Raw genomic sequence first — 18134 nt, 5'->3', positions numbered from 1 at the left:
ATGACAATAACTCCACAACACCTGATTGCGCTGCTACCGCTGCTGATCGTCGGCTTGACGGTGGTGGTTGTGATGCTCTCCATTGCGTGGCGACGCAATCACTTCCTCAATGCCACGCTGTCGGTCATTGGGCTTAACGCTGCTCTGGTTTCGCTTTGGTTTGTCGGCCAGGCCGGGGCAATGGACGTCACGCCGCTGATGCGCGTTGACGGCTTTGCGATGCTCTACACCGGGCTGGTGCTGCTGGCGAGCCTCGCCACCTGCACCTTTGCCTACCCGTGGCTGGAAGGCTATAACGATAACCAGGAAGAGTTCTACCTGCTGGTGTTAATCGCCAGCCTGGGCGGAATTCTGCTGGCGAACGCCAACCACCTGGCGGCGCTGTTCCTCGGTATTGAACTGATCTCGCTGCCGCTGTTCGGCCTGATTGGTTATGCTTTCCGCCAGAAACGCTCGCTGGAAGCCAGTATCAAATACACCATCCTCTCCGCCGCCGCCTCGTCTTTCCTGCTGTTCGGGATGGCGCTGGTCTATGCGCAGTCCGGCAACCTGTCTTTCGAAGCGCTCGGTAAGAGCCTCGGCGATGGTATGCTGCACGAGCCGTTGCTGCTGGCGGGCTTTGGCCTGATGATTGTTGGTCTGGGCTTTAAACTCTCTCTGGTGCCGTTCCACCTGTGGACGCCAGACGTTTACCAGGGCGCGCCTGCGCCGGTTTCCACCTTCCTGGCGACGGCGAGCAAAATTGCTATCTTCGGCGTGGTGATGCGTCTGTTCCTCTATGCGCCGGTAGGCGACAGCGAAGCGGTACGCGTGGTGCTGGGCATTATCGCCTTTGCCTCTATCATCTTCGGTAACCTGATGGCGCTGAGCCAGACCAACATCAAACGTCTGCTCGGTTACTCTTCTATCTCTCACCTCGGCTATCTGCTGGTGGCGCTGATTGCCCTGCAGAGCGGCGAGATGTCGATGGAAGCGGTTGGCGTTTACCTGGCCGGTTATCTGTTCAGCAGCCTCGGCGCGTTTGGCGTGGTCAGCCTGATGTCCAGCCCGTTCCGCGGCCCGGATGCCGATTCCCTGTACTCTTACCGTGGTCTGTTCTGGCACCGTCCGGTTCTTGCCGCGGTGATGACGGTGATGATGCTGTCGCTGGCAGGTATCCCGATGACGCTGGGCTTTATCGGCAAATTCTACGTGCTGGCGGTCGGCGTTCAGGCCAGCCTGTGGTGGCTGGTCGCCGCCGTGGTGGTGGGTTCCGCGATTGGTTTGTACTACTACCTGCGTGTTGCGGTGAGTCTCTACCTGAACGCGCCGCAGCAACCGGGACGCGATGCGCCGACAAACTGGCAGTACAGCGCAGGCGGTATCGTGGTGCTGATCTCCGCGTTGCTGGTGTTGGTACTGGGCGTCTGGCCGCAGCCGCTGATTAGCCTTGTACAGTTAGCGACGCCGTTGATGTAAGCAATAAGTAAAAACGAAAAACCCGCTTCACGAAGCGGGTTTTTTATTACCTGATGTAATGCGTTGAAATAACTATGGATTGTAGGCCGGATAAAGCGCTTGCGCCGCCATCCGGCAGGTAAGGTCTCAGCGACCGGAATTTAACTTAGCAACTGCCGGCTTACCAACGGGCCGCTGATGTTTTGCGCCGCGCGCTCCATCACTTCCTGTATCACTGAAGAGAGTTCATTGATTTCAAACTTGGCGACGTAGCCGTCGGCCTTCACCTTACGCACATGATCTTCGTTGGCGCTGCCGGAAAGGGAAGAGTGAATAACGACCGGGATCTTTTTCAGCCGTTCATCGGTTTTAATTTTACGTGTTAACGTAAAGCCATCCATCTCCGGCATCTCAAGATCTGTCAGGACCAGCGCGATTTTCTCGCTAATTGGCTTACCTTCGGCCTCCGCTTCCTGCGCCAGTTGCTGGATTCTCTCCCATGCATCCTTGCCGGTTACATGCATCTGGTGCGGAATTCCCATCGCGTTCAGCCCTTTTTCCAGCATCGCGCGGGCGACTTTGGAGTCTTCCGCCACAATGGCTACCGCGCCAGGGGTAATATAAAATTTATTGGTCTTCAGATTGGTGGCGCGCAGATCGTGGCTGGAGGGGACAATATCATAAAGGATCTGTTCGACATCAAGCACCAGCGCCAGATTATTGGTTTCTTTGTCCTCGTCCAGGCAGGCAATACTGGTAATATAACGTCCGTTGACGGCTTTCTCGGCGGTATGTACCTGCTTCCAGTCAAGACGCATAATATTTTCCACCGACTCGACGGCAAATGCCTGTACGCTGCGCGCATATTCGGTGATCAGCAAAATATTCAGCCCGGTTTCCGGCTTGCAGCCCGCTACCGCTGGCAAATCAATCACCGGAATGACCTGATCCCGAATATTGACCATGCCCAATAGCGGCGCTTTCATGCCTGCCGGGCGCGTAAAGGCGGGCATTGGTACGATTTCGCGCAGCTTAAATACATTGATGCCGAACAGCTCTGACTTCTGTTCATGCAGCGATGTACCAAGACGGAATAACAGCAGCTCAAAACGGTTGGACAGGGTTAAATTGGCCCTGTCATCAATATCTTTCTGAAAATTGTCCATCCTCACCTCATTATGAAAGCCTGCCTTTTTTAGTGTTATCGGCAATGAGGACAAAAAATGGAGCGCTAAACCGGGAAAATAGAAAAATCGTAAGCCAGTTCCGTCGCCGGGAAAATAGCGCGGCATTCCGCCAGTAAGCGCTGACAGCCTTTATCGTCATAGCGTGAGCTAATATGGGTCATGATCAGCCGACCGACGGCAGCTTCCCGCGCCAGCGTCGCGGTTTGACGGGTGGAGCTGTGTCCGCGAGCGTTGGCTTTCTCCTCCATTGACGTATCCAGCGTGGTTTCATGGACCATCACATCCACGCCCTGCGCCAGCGCGAGGGCGGCCTCGCAGGGCGCGGTATCGCCGAAAATCGCCACTGATTTCCCAGCCACGGCGGGAGCAAGGTAGTCGGCGCCATTGATCTGCCTTCCATCGGCAAGCGTGACGGTTTTTCCTGCCTTCAACGCCTGAAACAGCGGGCCGGGCGTAATGCCTGCGGCTTTTAACGCCCTGGCATTCAGCGCGCCAGGCTTGTCATGTTCAACAACGCGATATCCGTAGCACTCCAGTGGATGCTCCAGCCTGAACGCGGTCACTTTACGCAGACCATCGTCAAGAATATCGCCTGCGCTAATTTCTTCAATTTGCAACGGAAAATCGGTCCATGAACCGCTAAGGCGCAGTGTGGTTGCAATAAACTCACGCACGCCTTGAGGTCCGTATACGGTTAGCGGATGGGGATTCCCCGCCATCGACCGGCTGCATAGCAGACCCGGCAGGCCAAACAGATGATCTCCGTGAAGATGGCTGATAAAAATGCGCTCAAGCTTACCGGGATGAAACGCGGTATTAAGCATTTGATGCTGTGTCCCTTCGCCGCAATCAAAAAGCCACACTCCCGGCTGCGTTGGATGTTGCAGATGTAATAAAATTGCCGTTACATTGCGTGAGCGCGTGGGAACGCCTGCGGACGTACCTAAAAAAATTAATTCCATCTTGTCCATACACGTTTGGTTATCGTTTAACCCAAGATTACCACAACACAGGAGCGCATCATGATTGACTGGCAGGATCTCCACCATAGCGAACTTACCGTTCCTCAACTTTACGCATTACTCAAATTGCGCTGCGCGGTCTTTGTGGTAGAACAGCGCTGTCCTTACCTGGATGTGGATGGCGATGATTTAGTCGGTGACAATCGGCATATTCTGGGCTGGCATCAGGATGAGCTGGTGGCGTATGCGAGGATTCTGAAAAGCGATAACGAATCAGACCCGGTTGTCATTGGCCGGGTGATCGTCAGCAATGCCTGGCGAGGGGCGAAACTGGGCCAGCAATTAATGGCGAAAACGCTGGAATCTTGTGGGCGGCACTGGCCGGATAAGCCGCTATATCTGGGGGCGCAGGCGCATCTGCAATCTTTTTATGCGCAGTTCGGTTTTATTCCCGTCACCGATGTTTATGATGAAGACGGCATTCCGCACCGGGGAATGGCGCGGGAGGTTCATCAGGCATAAACCGAAACCGTTGACTATAGTTAGGAGCAGGTGTTAACACAACGGAGAATGAGAATGTCATATCAATTTGGTGAATCACGTGTTGATGATGATCTGACTTTGCTCAGCGAAACGCTGGAAGAGATTTTACGTTCCTCAGGCGATCCCGCCGATCAAAAATACATTGAGCTGAAAGCCCGCGCGGAACAAGCGCTGGAAGAGGTGAAAAACCGCGTAAGCCATGCGTCGGATAGCTATTATTACCGGGCAAAGCAGGCCGTTTATAAAGCGGATGACTACGTTCATGAAAAACCCTGGCAGGGTATTGGCGTAGGCGCGACGGTAGGACTGGTACTTGGGCTGCTGTTGGCGCGGCGCTAAATCCCTCCCACTGAACAGAATTGCAACCCTCCCTAAATGAGGTACTGCTTTTTTAGGGCAGTACCCCGTATAATGTGGGGTTTTTAACAGGGAGGGTCCGCGTGCATTCTATTACTACTGCGCTGGAAAATCTGACGCGTCAGCTATCGCAAGAGATACCGGCGACGCCAGGGCTTTGCGTTTTCGATGCGCCTTTCCCTTTAAACGATGCCTTCGATGCATTGAGCTGGCTGGCCAGCCAGTCATCCTTTCCGCAATTCTACTGGCAACAGCGTAATGGCGACGAAGAAGCTGCCGTTCTCGGGGCAATCACCGTTTTTTCATCGCTCGATCTGGCGCAACGGTTTTTACGTCAGCACGCGCAGCCTGACCTGCGTATTTGGGGGCTGAATGCGTTCGAGCCGAAAGAGGGCTACTTATTGCTGCCGCGGCTGGAGTGGCGACGTAGCGGGGGTACGGCGACCTTACGCTTACATCTGCACAGTGACGTTTCGCTACGCGATGATGCGCGCCAGGCGAAAGCGTTTCTCGCTTCTCTGGTCGGTATTAAGCCTGTTCCGGCGCTGCGCCTTTCGCTCACGAGCGAACAGCACTGGCCGGACAAAGACGGTTGGGTGAAGCTAATTCAGCAGGCCACCCACACCATTGCGCAAGAGGCGTTTGATAAAGTTGTGCTGGCGCGGGCCACCGACTTACAATTCTCCCGTCCGGTCAATGCCGCCGCGATGATGGCGTCCAGTCGTCGTTTAAATCTCAACTGCTACCACTTTTTTATGGCTTTTTCCGCCGATACCGCCTTTCTGGGATCATCGCCGGAGCGGCTCTGGCGGCGGCGTGAAACGGCGCTGCGTACCGAAGCGCTGGCCGGGACGGTGGCGAACCATCCGGATAACCATAAAGCCTGGCAGCTTGGCGAATGGTTAATGAAAGACGATAAAAACCAGCGAGAAAATATGCTGGTTGTCGAAGACATCTGCCAGCGACTGCAAAACTGCACCCACTCGCTGGATGTGCTGCCGCCGCAGGTGCTCAGACTGCGCAAGGTACAGCATTTGCGCCGCTGTATCTGGACGGCGCTTAATCAGGCGGACGACACGCTCTGCCTGCACCAGTTACAGCCTACCGCGGCGGTCGCCGGGATCCCTCGTGAACCCGCGCGTTGTTTTATAGAACAACATGAGCCGTTCGAACGTGAATGGTATGCCGGGTCGGCAGGCTATCTCTCCACGCGGCAAAGTGAGTTTTGCGTGACATTACGTTCAGCCAAAGTGACGGCCAATGTGGTGCGATTGTATGCCGGCGCGGGAATCGTCCGCGGCTCCGATCCGGAACAGGAATGGCAGGAAATAGATAATAAAGCGGCCGGGTTACGTACCTTATTGCAGATGGATGTGTAATGAGTCACATATTCCCGACCCATATCAATAATCCATTTTTGCGGCTCTTTATACTTAGTCCCAATGATTGATACCGGACAAACTCATGTCAGTAAGTGCATTTAACCGGCGCTGGGCGGCGGTCATCCTGGAAGCCTTAACCCGTCATGGCGTCAGGCATGTTTGTATCGCCCCTGGCTCCCGTTCCACGCCGCTCACGTTGGCGGCGGCAGAGAATCCTGCTTTTATTCACCATACGCACTTTGATGAGCGTGGGCTTGGTCATCTGGCGTTAGGGCTGGCGAAAGTCAGCCAACAGCCGGTTGCCGTTATTGTCACTTCAGGTACCGCCGTGGCGAACCTTTATCCGGCGCTGATTGAGGCGGGTCTGACGGGCGAGAAGCTCATTTTACTTACCGCCGATCGCCCGCCGGAGCTGATTGACTGCGGCGCCAACCAGGCGATCCGTCAGGCGGGGATGTTTGCCTCACACCCCTCCCAAACGCTGTCGTTGCCGCGTCCCACGCAGGATATTCCGGCGCGCTGGCTGGTGTCGACCATCGACAATGCGCTCGCCATGCTTCATGCGGGCGCGCTGCACATTAACTGTCCTTTTGCCGAACCGCTGTATGGCGATATGAATGACACCGGTCTGGTCTGGCAGCAGCGTCTCGGCGACTGGTGGCAGGATGAAAAACCCTGGCTGCGCGAAGCGCGTCGACTGGAAAGCGACAAACAGCGCGACTGGTTCTTCTGGCGACAAAAACGCGGCGTCGTCGTCGCCGGGCGTATGAGCGCGGAAGAAGGCAAAAAAGTGGCGCAGTGGGCGCAAACTCTGGGATGGCCATTAATTGGCGACGTATTGTCGCAAACCGGGCAGCCGCTGCCGTGCGCCGACCTGTGGCTCGGCAACGCCAAAGCGGTGACCGAACTGCAGCAGGCGCAGATTGTCGTCCAGCTTGGCAGTAGCCTTACCGGAAAACGCTTACTGCAATGGCAGGCAACCTGCGAGCCAGAAGAGTACTGGGTAATCGACAATATTGAAGGTCGTCTGGACCCGGCGCACCATCGTGGACGCAGACTGGTAGCGAAAATCGCCGACTGGCTGGAACTGCATCCGGCGGAAAAACGTAAACCGTGGTGTGTAGAGATCCCGCGTCTGGCGGAACTGGCGTGGCAACGGGTGGTCGCGCAGCGAGACACCTTTGGCGAAGCGCAACTGGCGCACCGTATCCGCGACTATCTGCCGGAGCAGGGGCAATTGTTCGTGGGCAATAGTCTGGTGGTACGTCTGATCGACGCGCTGTCACAGTTGCCGGCCGGCTATCCGGTATACAGCAATCGCGGGGCAAGCGGCATTGACGGCCTGCTTTCCACGGCGGCGGGTGTGCAGCGCGCCAGCGCCAAATCGACGCTGGCTATCGTCGGCGATTTATCCGCGCTGTACGATCTTAACGCGCTGGCGTTACTACGTCAGGTATCCGCGCCGTTTGTGTTGATTGTGGTCAACAATAACGGCGGGCAGATCTTTTCCCTGCTGCCGACGCCGCAAAGCAAACGTGAGCGCTTTTATTTGATGCCGCAAAACGTCCATTTTGACCATGCGGCCGCCATGTTTAACCTGCGCTATCATCGCCCGGAAAATTGGGAAGAGCTGGAGTCTGCGCTGGCTGGCGCGTGGCGAACCCCGGTGACGACGGTGATTGAGCTGGTGGTAAACGATACGGACGGCGCGCAGACGTTGCAGCAACTTTTGGCTCAGGTAAGCCATCTATGATGTTGCACGCGCAGCACATGCCCGGACAGCCTGGGGCGCCCTCGCTGGTTTTCCTGCACGGTTTTTCTGGCGATTGCCGCGAATGGCAGCCGGTTGGCGAACAGTTTCACGGCTGTTCGCGGCTTTATATTGACTTACCGGGACATGGCGGATCTGCGGCTATTCCGGTCGGCGGATTTGCCGATGTCATCAGATTACTGCGCGCTACGTTAATTAGTTACAACATACTAAAGTTTTGGTTGGTGGGATACTCCCTTGGCGGCCGGGTGGCGATGATGGCAGCCTGCCAGGGAATACCAGGCCTGTGCGGCCTGGTGGTTGAAGGCGGTCATCCGGGGCTGCAAAATGAACAGGCGCGCGCTGAAAGACGATTGTCCGACGGGCGCTGGGCAGAGCGTTTTCGTCGTGAACCCCTGACTGAGGTTTTTCACGACTGGTATCAGCAGCCGGTGTTCGCCTCGCTGACGGCGCAGCAAAGGCAGGCGCTGACGGCGCTGCGTAGCCAGAATAACGGCGAAACGCTGGCTGCGATGCTGGAGGCGACATCGCTTGCCGCCCAGCCGGATTTACGCGAGGCGCTCAACGCGCTGGCATTTCCGTTTTATTATTTATGTGGCGAACGCGACAGCAAATTCCGCGCCCTGGCGCAGGAAGTGGCGGCGACATGCCATGTTATTCGTAACGCCGGACACAACGCGCATCGGGAAAACCCCGCTGGCGTGGTAGACAGTCTGGCTCAGATTCTGCGTCTCTGACTAAAGGACACACTATGATCTATCCTGATGAAACAATGCTTTACGCACCGGTAGAATGGCACGACTGCTCGGAGGGTTACACCGACATTCGTTATGAAAAATCCACCGACGGTATTGCAAAAATCACCATTAATCGTCCGCAGGTGCGCAATGCATTTCGTCCGTTGACCGTCAAAGAGATGATTCAGGCGCTGGCGGATGCCCGTTACGACGACAACGTGGGCGTGATTATTCTGACCGGCGAAGGCGATAAAGCGTTTTGCGCGGGCGGCGACCAGAAGGTGCGCGGCGATTACGGCGGTTATCAGGATGACTCCGGCGTGCATCACCTGAACGTGCTGGATTTCCAGCGCCAGATTCGCACCTGTCCAAAACCGGTTGTCGCGATGGTCGCGGGGTATTCTATCGGCGGTGGTCATGTGCTGCACATGATGTGCGACCTCACCATCGCGGCGGAAAACGCCATCTTCGGCCAGACCGGTCCGAAAGTTGGCTCCTTTGACGGCGGCTGGGGCGCTTCGTATATGGCGCGTATCGTTGGTCAGAAGAAAGCGCGTGAAATCTGGTTCCTGTGCCGCCAGTACGATGCGCAACAGGCGCTGGACATGGGGCTGGTTAACACCGTTGTGCCGCTGGCGGATCTGGAAAAAGAGACCGTGCGCTGGTGCCGCGAAATGTTGCAAAACAGTCCGATGGCGCTGCGTTGCCTGAAAGCGGCGCTGAATGCCGATTGTGACGGTCAGGCCGGGCTGCAGGAGCTGGCCGGCAACGCCACCATGCTGTTCTACATGACTGAAGAAGGGCAGGAAGGCCGTAACGCCTTTAACCAGAAGCGTCAGCCTGACTTCAGCAAATTCAAACGGAACCCATAATGCGTAGCGCGCAGGTATACCGCTGGCAGATCCCCATGGACGCGGGGGTGGTTCTGCGCGACAGGCGGTTAAAAACTCGCGACGGGCTGTATGTTTGTCTGCGTGACGGCGAGCGTGAAGGGTGGGGAGAGATCTCCCCGCTGCCGGGCTTCAGTCAGGAAACGTGGGAAGAGGCGCAGACGGCGTTACTAACATGGGTGAACGGCTGGCTTCAGAGGAGCGAGGGATTACCGGAGATGCCTTCGGTCGCGTTTGGCGCAAGCTGCGCGCTGGCGGAACTGACTGGCGTCTTGCCGGAGGCGGCGGACTATCGCGCCGCGCCGTTATGCACTGGCGATCCTGACGATTTGGTGCTGCGGCTTGCCGATATGCCCGGCGAGAAAATCGCTAAGGTCAAAGTGGGTCTCTATGAAGCGGTACGTGACGGCATGGTGGTTAATTTGCTGCTGGAGGCGATCCCGGATCTGCATCTGCGTCTGGATGCGAATCGCGCCTGGACGCCGCTAAAAGCCCAACAGTTCGCAAAGTACGTTAATCCGGACTACCGCGCTCGTATCGCCTTTCTCGAAGAACCGTGTAAGACGCGGGATGATTCCCGCGCCTTTGCCCGTGAAACCGGCATCGCGATTGCTTGGGACGAAAGTCTGCGCGAAGCGGATTTCACCTTTGAAGCCGAAGAGGGCGTCAGGGCTGTGGTTATCAAACCTACGCTGACCGGATCGCTTGATAAAGTGCGTGAGCAAGTCGCTGCCGCCCATGCGTTGGGACTGACGGCGGTCATCAGCTCTTCGATCGAGTCCAGCCTCGGCCTGACGCAACTGGCGCGGATTGCCGCCTGGTTGACGCCGGGAACGCTGCCCGGACTGGATACCTTGCATCTGATGCAGGCGCAACAGATTCGCCCCTGGCCTAGTAACGCGTTGCCTTGTCTGAAGCGTGATGAGCTGGAACGACTGTTATGACATTCACGGACTGGCCGTGGCGCCACTGGCGTCAGGTTCGCAGTCAGGCGCCCGCTCTGCGCCTGAACGATGAAGTGCTAAGCTGGCGCGCCCTCTGTGAGCGTATTGATGCGCTGGCGGGCGGATTTGCCGCGCAGGGCGTACGCGAGGGCGATGGTGTCCTGCTGCGCGCCGGGAATCAGCCGCGCACTCTGTTGGCATGGCTTGCGCTGATGCAGTGCGGCGCGCGGGTTCTGCCCGTCAACCCGCAGTTGCCCCAGACATTGCTGGAGGCGCTGGTGCCGAAGTTAACGCTGCGTTTTGCGCTGACACTGGAAGGCGAAAACGCGTTTTCCGGATTAACCGCGTTGCAGATACAAAAGAGCACAGCGGCGTATGCTGTGGCCTGGCAACCGCAGCGTCTGGTTTCCATGACGCTGACATCGGGTTCCACAGGATTGCCAAAAGCGGCCGTACATACGTGCCAGGCGCATCTTGCCAGCGCGCAGGGGGTGCTTTCGCTAATGCCGTTTGGCCCTCAGGATGACTGGCTGCTATCGCTGCCGCTGTTTCATGTATCCGGGCAGGGTATTATGTGGCGTTGGCTCTTCGCTGGGGCGCGCATGACGGTACGTGATAAGCAACCGCTGGAGCAGATGCTGGCAGGGTGTACTCATGCTTCGCTGGTGCCGACGCAGCTATGGCGGCTGCTGGCGAATCGGGCGGCGGTGACGCTGAAAGCCGTTTTGCTCGGCGGCGCGGTGATTCCGGTTGAACTCACCGACCAGGCCAGCAAACAAGGGATTCGTTGCTGGTGCGGGTATGGGCTCACGGAGTTCGCGTCTACGGTATGCGCCAAAGAGGCCGATGGTTCGGATGATGTGGGCGCGCCGCTCCCCGGCAGAGAGATCAGAATCGTCGATAATGAAGTCTGGCTGCGCGCCGCCAGTATGGCAGAAGGTTACTGGCGTGATGGCAAACTGATCCCGCTGGTTAATGACGAGGGCTGGTTTGCCACGCGCGATCGCGGCGAGCTGAACCACGGCAGGCTAACCATCGCCGGGCGGCTGGACAACCTGTTCTTTAGCGGCGGCGAAGGCATTCAGCCGGAGGAAGTCGAACGCGTTATTAACGCGCATCCGCTGGTGCAACAAGCCTTCGTCGTGCCGGTAGAAGATAAAGAGTTTGGCCATCGTCCCGTTGCGGTTGTGGAGTATGCATCGCAGGCCGGAGACGTGAACCTCGCTGAATGGGTTCGCGATAAGCTGGCGCGTTTTCAGCAGCCAGTTCGCTGGTTGACGCTGCCGTCAGAACTGAAAAACGGAGGGATTAAAATATCTCGCCGTGCGCTCCAGCAGTGGGTGTGTGAGAACTGTAAAAATTAATGTTAGGTTAATATACAACCATTCCATCGCTATTGCCGTTTTGTTTATCCGTTGATGTGTAACGTGTTATGAACAATCAGCGTGAAACGGGGGCGCTATGGAATGGTTGGTTAAGAAATCGCATTATGTCAAAAAGAGGGCGTGCCATGTTCTGGTGCTGTGCGATAGCGGCGGTTCGCTAAAAATGATCGCCGAGGCGAATTCCATGATATTACTGAGTCCCGGCGATATCCTGTCGCCTTTACAGGATGCGCAGTATTGTATTAATCGGGAAAAACACCAGACCTTAAAAATCGTTGATGCACGCTGTTATTCCTGCGACGAATGGCAGAGGTTGACGCGCAAGCCTTCATGATCTGGCGGGCAGAAAAATCAGCATTACCCCCGCCATAATACACAATACGCCGAGCATCGCTTTTAGGCTGAAAGCGCCTTGTAAACCGGGTAACAGCATTGAGGCTACCCAGACAAGCACATAGCTGAGACTCAGTAGCGCATAGGCTTTGCTGAGCGCGAGCGTGTGTAATGTTTTATGCCAGCAGAAGACGGAAACCAGATACCCCGCCAAACCGGCGAATAGCGCCAGGGTCGCGGCATTAAATGCGCCCAGCCCGGAAATAAACGCCAGTGGATGCGCTATCGATGGCAGCCGCATCATGGCGAATCCTAAACTCAACTGGGCGAGGGAGGCAATCGCAACGCTTATCAGTCCCCACATTACGCCCATTATGCCGCACTCCCCAGAATGATAATGCCGCTGATAATCAATACGACGCCCAACCAGTGGCGGGGCGGAACCTGTTCATGCCAGATTTTCCATGCCGCCAACGTGACCCAGACAAAATTCAGACTCAACATCGGGTAAGCAATTCCCACCGGCAGGGTTTGTAGCACCAGCAGCCACAGCACCATCGCTGCACCCATGCATATCAGCGCCAGGCCCAGCCACAGCATCAGGTGGCGGCGGCGTCCGCCTGTCGTCAATGGCCGTGTCGCTTGCTTCTGGCAGAGCTGACCGCCAACGCTGAGCAGACTGGCAAGCACCAGAACGACGCCGATCATTTAGGCCGATACTGAATTAACACCAGACGCCCCTGATAATCAATATTGTCCGCAGGGGGAAGGGAAAGAGCGCTGATGTCTTCATCTTTGGCTATTGAAAGTACTAGCGTAATAATGCCCTCCTGACGATGCTGGTTGAGCCAGGCGTTAAAATCGTCGGCTTTAACGAATTTATCCTGCACATCAGGATAGCTAAGACCATACCTGAGTTCGCCCGCGTGTCCGTAGAGCATAATATCGTCTCGTTTCAGACTCCAGGCCAGCCCGGCGGCGACGCCGACGTTGTCGACAAGAATATAGCGGCTTGATGCCAAAGGCGCCTGGGTCATTTCGACAAAAAACTGTGGCTGTTTGGACTCCATCACCCTGTCGGGGACGGAAAAGCCGAACAGCAGCGCCAGTCCCAGCGGACAAAACGCGGGTAATAGGTATTTTTGGCTATGACAGAGGCTATACCAGCCCACAAACGCCCAAACAGTAAAGACGCCCCAGACGCAAAAAACTTTATAGGTTTCGATATGCGTCCACACCGGCGATTTCAGCGGGCCCCATGAGGAGACGACAAACGCTGCGACGATCCCGACTAACCCGAACACCAGGTTGATCCCGCCGTTGACACGCAGCGCGGCGACGCCTTCTTTTACGTTATGCAGGACGAAGCGCGCCATGAGTATCGCTATCGGTGCGAAACAGGAAAGAACATAGGTGGGCAGTTTCCCTTTCGCAATACTGAAAAAGAGAAGCGGCATGATCGTCCATCCGAGCAAATAGAATGCGCCGTTTCGCTCGCGCCAGCCCAGTTTAAGCGCGCCAGGCAGTAACCCCAGCCACGGTAAACTTCCCGCGAGCAGTACCGGCAGATAGTACCAGAAAGGGGCTTTATGCTGGGCATCGCTCATGGCGAATCGCTGGATATGCTCCACCCAGAAAAAGTAATGCCAGAAATCGGCTTCGCGTCGCGCAATGGCGATCGCCCAGGGAAGGACAACCACAAAGCAGCTCAAGACCGCCAGCCAGCCGTATAGCAAAAAGTCCTTCCAGCGTTTCTGAACAATAACCCACGGCAGCACGCTCACCACCGGTACGGCCAGGGCGAGGAAGCCTTTAGTTAATACACCCAGACCGCAGGTTGCGCCCAGTAGCAAAAACATCCCAATCTTGCCCGTTCGGGTCGTGGCCTGCATCCCCTGCCAGAAACAACACATCCCGGCCGTAAGCCAAAGCGCGATCATCGGGTCGAGTACCGCATACGTCCCGATACTGTAAACGGCAAAGAGGGAGAGAAAGATAACGGAGGCGAGCAACGCGGTACGTTTATCCCGCCATAAGCGGAACGTCAGCCACGCCACCAGCGCTGCGGCCAGCAATGTCGTTAAAATAGCGCCGGCCCGCACGCCAAAATTGGTGGCGCCAAAAAGCCACTGACCCAGACTGTTTATCCAGTAACCGGCTATCGGTTTTTCAAAATAACGTAATCCCAGAAAATGCGGCACGATCCAGTCGCCAGACGCCAGCATCTCCCGACTTATTTCGGCATAGCGCGTTTCATCCGGCTGCCAGAGCAGGCGGCTATTGACAGGAATAACATAGTAGAGCGCAATAAACGCGGCGAAAGCCAGATAATAGCGTATCGATTTCATCATGAGGCGCTCGCGGCCTGTTGGCACCCCAGCCAACCTTCACGGCCAGGGATGTGCCCACGTACAATTTGCCCCAACGGCAGAGACTCAGGCGATGTCGGCAGAAGTTCGCCCAGAGGACAAAAGGTGATCCCCGCGTCACGTGCACGAACGAGCAAATCTTCAAACAGCGGCTGATGGACAATACCTTCGACTTCCGCATGGATGGTATATACCGGCGTGCCTTTGTCCTGCAACATACGGGAGATAATCCAGGTATTGAACGACTGCGCCTGAACGGCGGGGCCGATAACCTCATCCCATGTGGGTAAGGTGACGGGGATTTGCGGCGTCCCTGTCTGGCCCGGCATCAGTAGCGGACGGAATAAGGTGGTTCCACGGCAATCGCTGTTATACCGCAGGTTGAACGGCTCTTTCGCACGAACAACGCGCCCATCCGCTCGCCAGCCGGCCGCGGCTGAGCAGGTGACGGGTTTTCCGATAATGGCCTCAAGCGCCGTTATGCCGCGCGCGATATCTTCTTCAAGCTGGCGGATACTCCAGTGGCCGCTGTGAGTCTGCCACGCATGGTGATCCCAGGCATGTAGTCCCGTCTCATGGTATGTTGCCGTTTCACGAATAATCCCGGCATTGGCGTTGCCGATATTTTTTCCCGGCCAGGCAGTACCGGCCAGCAGAATATCCCAACCGTAGAGCGAAGCGGCGTTTGAACGTAGCATTTTCCATAAAAATCGCGGTTTTATCAGACGCCAAAGATGACGTCCCATATTGTCCGGCCCGACGCTGAAGAAAAAGCTGGCCTGAACGCCGTGGCGATGCAATGTCGCCAGCAGCCGGGGGACACCTTCACGCGTTCCTCGCAAGGTATCAACATCAATGCGTAAACCGACTTTCGTCATGATGCGCGTTCCGCGACATCTACGCTGCGCAGGAAGAAGTCCAGCGTTTCTTCAACCGTATCACGCATCGCAATAGACGGTTCCCAGTCCAGACAGCGCCTGGCATTGTCGATACTGGGTTTCCGGTGTGCGACATCCTGATAACCCTTGCCGTAATAACTACGGCTTTCGACGACCTGGAAACCGGCAAAAGGTGGGAAATGGCAGCGCAGCGGATGCTTATCAAAACTGTCGAGCAACAGTGTCGCCAGTTCCTGAATACTGGCTTCGTTTTCAGGGTTGCCGATATTAATGATTTTGCCATCGCACCGATCGCCCTCATTCACAATAATGCGGAACAATGCTTCGATCCCGTCACGAATATCGGTGAAACAGCGCTTCTGCTGACCGCCGTCGATAAGCTTGATCGGCGTCCCTTCTACCAGGTTCAGAATCAACTGCGTTATCACGCGTGAACTGCCGATACGCGCCGCGTTCAGGCTATCCAGCCGCGGCCCCATCCAGTTAAAGGGACGGAAAAGCGTGAAGCGCAATCCCTCTTTTTCGCCATAAGCCCAAATCACCCGGTCGAGAAGCTGTTTGGAAACGGAGTAAATCCAGCGTGGCTTATTCACCGGCCCGACGATCAGATTCGATTTGTCCTCGTCAAAAGAGGCGTCCGTACACATGCCGTACACTTCAGAGGTAGACGGGAAAACCACGCGTTTACGGTATTTCACGCAATAACGAATAATCCGCAGATTTTCTTCAAAATCAAGTTCAAAGACGCGCAGCGGGTTGCGGGTGTATTCAATCGGGGTAGCAATTGCTACCAGCGGCAGTACGACATCACATTTTTTGACATGATATTCGATCCATTCTGAGTGGATGCTGATATCTCCCTCCACGAAATGAAAGCGAGGGTGGAGCAGGAACCGGCTAATGGCGTTGCTGCCGATATCCATACCGTAGACCTCGTAATTCTCTTCATTCAGTAACCGTTCGGTCAAATGATTGCCGATAAAACCGTTGACGCCGAGGATGAGAACGCGAATGCGACGTTTACCGCTGGTCGCTGGTGGACGGTTCAAACGCGCGCCCGCCACCAGACCAAGCGTCTGTGCAAGCTGCGAGCCTTGTACAGTAATACCGTCTCCGGCCTGGCCGGTAATAATCTCCAGCGCGCCATCGGCGCAGGCGACCCGCAGCGGAGAGACCGAAATTACCGAGCCGGGAAGCGCGCCCTGCGCATCCGGACAAATTCGGGAAGACCAGATAGTGAATTTTTGCGAGCCGTTATAGCTGAACGCGCCGGGCCAGGGGGCGGCTACCGCCCGCACCAGGTTATGCACCGTGGAGACCGGTTTGTGCCAGTCGATAAGGCCATCTTCCGGCCTGCGGCGACCATAATATGTAGCGTCAGACTCACGCTGAGGAACAGAAGGTATATCGCCGCATTTCATGGTGGGCAGGATGCTATTAAGCAACTGGCGCGCGGCCTGACATAGCTTATGATGCAAGGTAAGCGCAACATCGTCCTGCGCAATAGCGACGCGTTGACTGGCGACAATCTCTCCGGCGTCGGCACGTTTGACCATACGATGCAGCGTTACGCCCGTTTCGCTTTCGCCGTTAACCAGAACCCAGTTTAGCGGCGCACGGCCACGATAGGCAGGTAATAGAGAACCGTGCAGATTGAATGCGCCAGCCGGGGCGAGGTGCAGAATTTCTTCGCTTAACAGGTTGCGGTAATAGAACGAAAAAATAATATCCGGCGCAAGCTCAGCGATGCGGTCGACCCAGATAGGATGATTTACGTTATCCGGCGCATAAACCGGAATCCCTAATCCTGCCGCCAGCCGGGAGACGGAGCCAAAAAAGGTGTTTTCCGCAGGATTGTCGGCATGAGTGAAAATCGCGGCAATCTCATACCCGGCATCCAGTACGGCCTGCACGCCCTGACATCCCATATCGTGATAGGCAAAAATAACGGCTTTCATTGGTGACTTTCCTCAGTAAACGGCGTGCTTTCCGGGTAGATAACTTGTTGAACAAAATAGCGGGGGCGGGCGCGGACATCGTTATAAATGCGACCGATGTATTCGCCCAGCAGTCCCATACCGATGAATTGCGCGCCGATGAAGGTAAACAGGACGGCAAAGAGCATAAATACGCCTTCCGCCGCCCACTGCGGTCCCAGCGCCAGGCGAAGTACAATAAGCAATACCGACAGGCTAAACCCGCCGATGGCGATAACGCTGCCCAGCAGACTCAACAGGCGCAGCGGCGTCGTCGTCAGGCAGGTCACCAGGTCATACATCAGGTTAATGAGACGCATAAAACTGTATTTAGAGTCGCCAAATTCACGTTCAGCGTGATGCACCGGGATCTCGGTAGCCCGACGAGCGAAAATGTTGGCCAGAATAGGGATAAAGGTGCTGCGTTCATGGCAGCGCAACATGGTATCGATAATAGGGCGGCGATAGGCGCGTAACATGCAGCCGTAATCGCCCATCGCTTTGCCCGTTGTGCGCTGGATCAGCAGATTAATGATTTTTGACGCCGATTTGCGAAACAGGCTGTCTTGTCGGTTCTGGCGCACAGTGCCTACCACATCGAACCCTTCATCGGCTTTCGCCACCAGACGTGGGATCTCTTCCGGCGGGTTTTGCAGATCGGCATCCAGCGTAATGATAAGATCGCCGCTGACATGGCTAAACCCCGCCATAATTGCTGCATGTTGACCGTAGTTACGGTTGAGTAAAATAGAGATGATATGGCTATCGGCCTCCTGGGACGCCTTAACCATCAGCTCCGCCGAGCTATCGCTGCTACCATCATCTATCAATAAAATCTCCCACGCTTTGCCCAGACTCTCGCAGGCGGTGGTGGTGCGTCTTATCAATTCCGGCAGGCTTTCCTGTTCGTTATAGACAGGAATAACCACCGAGACTTTTTTTATGGGGGCGGCGTCAAACAT

Annotated in this window: 18 protein-coding genes; 10 read left to right on the top strand and 8 right to left on the bottom strand. The window is 56.0% G+C overall.

Going from position 1 to position 18134, the window contains the following annotated elements; all coding sequences use genetic code 11:
* On the top strand, nucleotides 1-1458 hold the full coding sequence (nuoN, locus tag ACLD4F_RS06810; RefSeq protein WP_411010750.1) for an NADH-quinone oxidoreductase subunit NuoN: 1458 nt from the start codon (nucleotides 1-3) through the stop codon (nucleotides 1456-1458).
* A gap of 140 nt (nucleotides 1459-1598) precedes the next feature.
* On the opposite strand, the gene ACLD4F_RS06805 is transcribed toward nuoN, so the two are convergent.
* Nucleotides 1599-2603 (bottom strand): chemotaxis protein, encoded by a 1005-nt coding sequence (locus ACLD4F_RS06805; protein ID WP_411010749.1) that lies wholly within the window; start codon nucleotides 2601-2603, stop codon nucleotides 1599-1601.
* 65 nt (nucleotides 2604-2668) lie between these two features.
* Nucleotides 2669-3586 carry a ribonuclease BN gene (gene rbn, locus ACLD4F_RS06800; RefSeq protein ID WP_411010748.1) on the bottom strand — a complete coding sequence of 306 codons (918 nt, stop codon included), beginning with the start codon at nucleotides 3584-3586 and terminating at the stop codon, nucleotides 2669-2671.
* Nucleotides 3587-3646: 60 nt separating this feature from the next.
* Here rbn and ACLD4F_RS06795 point away from each other — a divergent pair, with 60 nt between their 5' ends.
* The 9 genes from ACLD4F_RS06795 to pmrD all read left to right on the top strand — a co-directional run bounded on the left by ACLD4F_RS06795 (nucleotide 3647) and on the right by pmrD (nucleotide 11929).
* The gene (locus ACLD4F_RS06795) at nucleotides 3647-4108 is read left to right on the top strand and encodes a GNAT family N-acetyltransferase (RefSeq protein ID WP_411010747.1); all 462 of its coding nucleotides are present in this window, start codon (nucleotides 3647-3649) and stop codon (nucleotides 4106-4108) included.
* Nucleotides 4109-4162: 54 nt separating this feature from the next.
* Nucleotides 4163-4468, top strand: coding sequence for a stress response protein ElaB (gene elaB / locus ACLD4F_RS06790; RefSeq protein ID WP_411010746.1), 306 nt, complete (start codon nucleotides 4163-4165; stop codon nucleotides 4466-4468).
* Nucleotides 4469-4569: 101 nt separating this feature from the next.
* Entirely contained in the window at nucleotides 4570-5865 is a 1296-nt protein-coding gene (gene menF / locus ACLD4F_RS06785) for an isochorismate synthase MenF (RefSeq protein ID WP_000555675.1), read from the top strand.
* 85 nt (nucleotides 5866-5950) lie between these two features.
* Entirely contained in the window at nucleotides 5951-7621 is a 1671-nt protein-coding gene (gene menD / locus ACLD4F_RS06780; protein ID WP_411010745.1) for a 2-succinyl-5-enolpyruvyl-6-hydroxy-3-cyclohexene-1-carboxylic-acid synthase, read from the top strand.
* On the top strand, nucleotides 7618-8376 hold the full coding sequence (menH, locus tag ACLD4F_RS06775) for a 2-succinyl-6-hydroxy-2,4-cyclohexadiene-1-carboxylate synthase (RefSeq protein ID WP_000979134.1): 759 nt from the start codon (nucleotides 7618-7620) through the stop codon (nucleotides 8374-8376). The genes menD and menH overlap by 4 nt, the downstream gene beginning before the upstream one ends.
* A 14-nt stretch (nucleotides 8377-8390) precedes the next feature.
* Entirely contained in the window at nucleotides 8391-9248 is an 858-nt protein-coding gene (gene menB / locus ACLD4F_RS06770; RefSeq protein ID WP_000640013.1) for a 1,4-dihydroxy-2-naphthoyl-CoA synthase, read from the top strand.
* Nucleotides 9248-10210, top strand: coding sequence for an o-succinylbenzoate synthase (gene menC, locus ACLD4F_RS06765; protein WP_411010744.1), 963 nt, complete (start codon nucleotides 9248-9250; stop codon nucleotides 10208-10210). Before menB ends, menC begins: the two co-directional genes overlap by 1 nt.
* Entirely contained in the window at nucleotides 10207-11574 is a 1368-nt protein-coding gene (gene menE, locus ACLD4F_RS06760) for an o-succinylbenzoate--CoA ligase (protein WP_000144658.1), read from the top strand. The genes menC and menE overlap by 4 nt, the downstream gene beginning before the upstream one ends.
* Before the next feature lie 97 nt (nucleotides 11575-11671).
* Complete coding sequence (pmrD, locus tag ACLD4F_RS06755) at nucleotides 11672-11929, top strand: signal transduction protein PmrD (RefSeq protein WP_000455132.1); 258 nt, start codon at nucleotides 11672-11674, stop codon at nucleotides 11927-11929.
* Here the strand turns inward: pmrD and arnF are convergent.
* Genes arnF through arnC form a run of 6 tightly spaced genes read right to left on the bottom strand, consistent with a single transcriptional unit; the run spans nucleotide 11924 to nucleotide 18134 of the window.
* Entirely contained in the window at nucleotides 11924-12301 is a 378-nt protein-coding gene (gene arnF / locus ACLD4F_RS06750; RefSeq protein ID WP_000538692.1) for a 4-amino-4-deoxy-L-arabinose-phosphoundecaprenol flippase subunit ArnF, read from the bottom strand. The two genes, pmrD and arnF, sit on opposite strands and share 6 nt — an antisense overlap.
* Complete coding sequence (gene arnE / locus ACLD4F_RS06745) at nucleotides 12301-12636, bottom strand: 4-amino-4-deoxy-L-arabinose-phosphoundecaprenol flippase subunit ArnE (protein ID WP_001634832.1); 336 nt, start codon at nucleotides 12634-12636, stop codon at nucleotides 12301-12303. Before arnE ends, arnF begins: the two co-directional genes overlap by 1 nt.
* Nucleotides 12633-14279 carry a lipid IV(A) 4-amino-4-deoxy-L-arabinosyltransferase gene (arnT, locus tag ACLD4F_RS06740; protein WP_000978056.1) on the bottom strand — a complete coding sequence of 549 codons (1647 nt, stop codon included), beginning with the start codon at nucleotides 14277-14279 and terminating at the stop codon, nucleotides 12633-12635. The genes arnE and arnT overlap by 4 nt, the downstream gene beginning before the upstream one ends.
* Entirely contained in the window at nucleotides 14276-15175 is a 900-nt protein-coding gene (gene arnD / locus ACLD4F_RS06735) for a 4-deoxy-4-formamido-L-arabinose-phosphoundecaprenol deformylase (RefSeq protein WP_000169760.1), read from the bottom strand. Before arnD ends, arnT begins: the two co-directional genes overlap by 4 nt.
* On the bottom strand, nucleotides 15172-17154 hold the full coding sequence (gene arnA / locus ACLD4F_RS06730) for a bifunctional UDP-4-amino-4-deoxy-L-arabinose formyltransferase/UDP-glucuronic acid oxidase ArnA (protein ID WP_411010743.1): 1983 nt from the start codon (nucleotides 17152-17154) through the stop codon (nucleotides 15172-15174). The genes arnD and arnA overlap by 4 nt, the downstream gene beginning before the upstream one ends.
* On the bottom strand, nucleotides 17151-18134 hold the full coding sequence (gene arnC / locus ACLD4F_RS06725; RefSeq protein ID WP_000458893.1) for an undecaprenyl-phosphate 4-deoxy-4-formamido-L-arabinose transferase: 984 nt from the start codon (nucleotides 18132-18134) through the stop codon (nucleotides 17151-17153). The genes arnA and arnC overlap by 4 nt, the downstream gene beginning before the upstream one ends.

The organism is Salmonella sp. 741265050_HSA, from assembly GCF_046569445.1.
Taxonomy (GTDB): domain Bacteria; phylum Pseudomonadota; class Gammaproteobacteria; order Enterobacterales; family Enterobacteriaceae; genus Salmonella; species Salmonella enterica.
Note: the sequence above shows the minus strand (reverse complement) of the source record. Positions and strands in the feature narration are given on the sequence as shown.